At 67.7% G+C, this 3,190-nt stretch carries 1 protein-coding gene and 1 pseudogene; both read right to left on the bottom strand.

Annotated elements, in window-relative coordinates; translation table 11 throughout:
* Positions 1-283 (bottom strand): annotated as a pseudogene (locus APY03_RS23900) (LuxR C-terminal-related transcriptional regulator); the annotation flags it as partial.
* Between the two features lie 184 nt (positions 284-467).
* Positions 468-3,113: a LuxR C-terminal-related transcriptional regulator gene (locus APY03_RS23895; RefSeq protein ID WP_083944533.1), complete on the bottom strand. Its 2,646-nt coding sequence runs from the start codon at positions 3,111-3,113 to the stop codon at positions 468-470.
* Positions 3,114-3,190 lie beyond the last annotated feature (77 nt).

Raw genomic sequence — 3,190 nt, 5'->3', positions numbered from 1 at the left:
GCGGATCGAGGGGTTCCAGCGCCTCTATGAGGTGCGAGAGGAGCCGCTGCAGATCGTCTTCCTCGTCCGCGGTGAGCCAGGCGGCGGCGCAGCCCGGAGGAAGCCGCTGCAACTGGCGCGACAGCGCGGCCGTCTTGCCGTAGCCCGCCGGCGCGACCAGAAGGACCAGGCGCCGGTTCGTGAGTGCATCGTAGAGGTGCTCCTCCAGATCTCCGCGCTCGATCAATCCGCCTCGGAAGCGAGGCGCCTGGATCTTGGCTCTGGCGAGGCTGACGGATTGCATGGGAAAGGGACTATAAGACCTGCAGCACTGTCGTGCGACTGCGGCAAATCCCCCCGCGGCCCCTGTTGAGTAATCTTGTCACACAGAAGATAAAAGTCGCTTCGGCATCCCGCGCCAGTGAGCTCTCGGAAGCGAGGCGTCTGGATCTCGGCCCTGGCGAAGCTGGCGGACTGCGTGCGGCGCTTCAGCCGATGGAGCGTGTGCGATACCAGGCGGCCGCCTGCATGCGCGAGGCCAGGTCGAGCCGGTCGAGAATGCGCGCGACATGGCGCTTGACGGTGTGCGGACTCAGGTCCAGGGCCCGCGCGATGAGCTTGTTGCTCTGCCCATCGGCCAGCAGCGCGAGGACTTCGAGTTCGCGTGTACTGAGGCCTGCATCCTGGGCTGCCGAGGCACGAGGCCGCTCGTGCGAGCCGGCCTTGAACCGCCGGGCGGTCTCGACCCAATGGCGCAGGGTCGCCAATCCTTCCTTGGACGCGGCACTCTCCCAGGGGGCGAGCGACAGCTCGGTCAGGACCTGCACGCCCATGAACAGGATCTGGCCGATGTTGCCGCTGGCCGTCACCCGCTCGATCAAGGGCTCCAGCGCTCGCCAGGCCGCCGTCGGTGAACCATCGGCGAGCTCGGCGCGCGCAAGCTGTGTACGGACCGTGGCATCGAGGAAGATCGAGTCGAGAGAAGCCGATCTTGTCACCAGCTCGCGAAGCGCTGTCAGGGCTTCGCGGGTGCGGCCTTCCTGAAGCGCTTGCTGTGCCTCGAAGGTTCGGATGGACAGTTGCACGCTGGGGCTCTCATGGCCAACCGCGACTCTGAATGCCGGCAAGTGCAAGCGCACGGCCGGCCAGTCCCCGATGGCGGCGGAGGCCGTCAGGACTGCGTTGAGCACCGCCTGCGGCATATCGCTGGAGTGGTCCAGGAAGGCAACATGCGCCACGATGGCGTCGCGCGTCGCGCGCACGGCGTCCCTGTCGTCGCAGGCCAGGTGGTACATGATCTTCGGGGTCAGCTGCCGAATGCGCAAGCCCGCGGGCTGGCCCAGCCAACGGGAGTCTTCTTCGGTCCTCTGGAATAGGGCCTCCAGCTCGGCGAGCCTGCCCTGCCATAGAAGCAGCCAGGCTTCCATCAGGTTCGCATTGGCGTGCAGGGACCAGTGGCCATCGCCGAGGGTCGCCCTGGCGCCATGGATCAGACGCCGAATCTGAGTGCTCACACCGGGGCGGCTGATGAACACGTTGACGCGGGGCATGCAGCGAAACCACAGTTCGGCGCCACCTCCCTGCACTAGCAGATCGACTACTTTGGCGAGGTGATCGCCAGGTCCGTCGACCGGGCCGTGGTGGCCTTCGTACCAGAAGTCGAGCAGCTCGGTGAGCGTCTCGATTTCGAGGTCCATGGGCCGCGCGCGAACAGCCTGGCTGAGGCGCCGGGCCTCCTCCATTCGGCCACAGAAGAACATGGCCAGCGCCTGCATGGCCCGCGCGCGCTGCGCGTTGCCGTGCTGTCCGAGCGAGTCGAACCCGGCCGCGGCATGTTCCATGGCAGCGCGCACCGCGCCGTACTGGTAGTGCGGCCAGGCGCACAGGCCGCGGGTATAGGCCAGGAACGGAGACCGGGCCTGGATGTCGGCAGGAAACTGCTCGATGATGCGAATCACCTGGGCGCCCTCATCGCAGGCCAGCATGTCCGGGGTCGCATCTGCCACGCTCTGCTGCGCCTCGTCCCAGGCGCCCGCGCGCACGAGCATGAGCGTGCGGCGCACCGGGTCCGTTTCGCCCTTGGCGGCAAGGCGCAGCAGCGCGGGCACCTCCTCGGGATGGAGCCGGCGCAGGCGTTCCTCCAGGAAGTCGCGGAAGAGATCGTGCAGGCGCATCGTCAGCTCGTCGCTGTCGAGCACGGAGACAAACAGCCGCCGGCGCTCGATGTCCTCCAGCAGCCGGGCGGCGCACGCATTGCCGCTGATCTGCTCGCAGCGCGGCACCGTGAGTTCAGCCAACAAGGAGCAGCGCAGGAGAAACACCTGCAGTTCGCCTGGGAGGTGTTCGAGGACTTCGCTGGCCAGGTACTCGAACAGGTGGCGGCGGTTGTGCCAGATGCCCTTCGGGGCCGTCGCAGCCAACCTTTGCGACGCTTCAAGGCTCAGGCTCAGTCCGGCGACCCAGCCCTGGGTGCGCTCGAGCAGGCGGTCGGCCTGCTCTGGGTCGTCCTTGCCCGTCGCATGGCGCCACAGATCCTGCACTTCCCGCCTGGAGAAGCTCAGGGCCGTCTCGTCGAACTCGGCGATTTCGCGCCGCGCGCGCCAGCGCCCCAGCGCCAGTGGCGGCTCCACGCGCGTCGCAATGGCGAGCGTCCAGTTCTGGGGCAAGCCTTCGAGGACGTGTCCCAGGAATTCGAACACGCGGGCGTCCGCGACGGCATGCAGGTCGTCCAGCACGATCACGCCGTTGGCCGTTTCGGTGGCTTCGAGCGCGCCTAGCAATGCGGAGGCGGCCTCGCGCAGCCGGCCCTGGGCCACCAGCTCGAACAAGGCCTCGGGGGCCAGGCGCCACGGCGGATCGAGGGGTTCCAGCGCCTCTATGAGGTGCGAGAGCAGTCGCTGCAGATCGTCTTCCTCGTCCGCGGTGAGCCAGGCGACGGCGCAGCCTGCAGGAAGCCGTTGCAGCTGGCGCGACAGCGCGGCCGTCTTGCCGTAGCCGGCGGGCGCCACGAGCAGGACCAGGCGTCGCTTCGTCAGTGCATCGCCGAGGTGCTGTTCCAGATCCTCGCGCTCGATAAGTCCGCCGCGGAACCGGGGCGCCTGGATCTTGGCTCTGGAAAGGCTGATGGTCTGCATGGCGAATGCGGACTATAGACCTGTGACCCTCCGTGCAACGGCGGCGGCAGCCGGCGCCAATGAGCTGTAGCAGGTCC

It is taken from the genome of Variovorax sp. WDL1 (assembly GCF_001541225.1).
Taxonomy (GTDB): Bacteria; Pseudomonadota; Gammaproteobacteria; order Burkholderiales; family Burkholderiaceae_C; genus Variovorax.
Note: the sequence above shows the minus strand (reverse complement) of the source record. Positions and strands in the feature narration are given on the sequence as shown.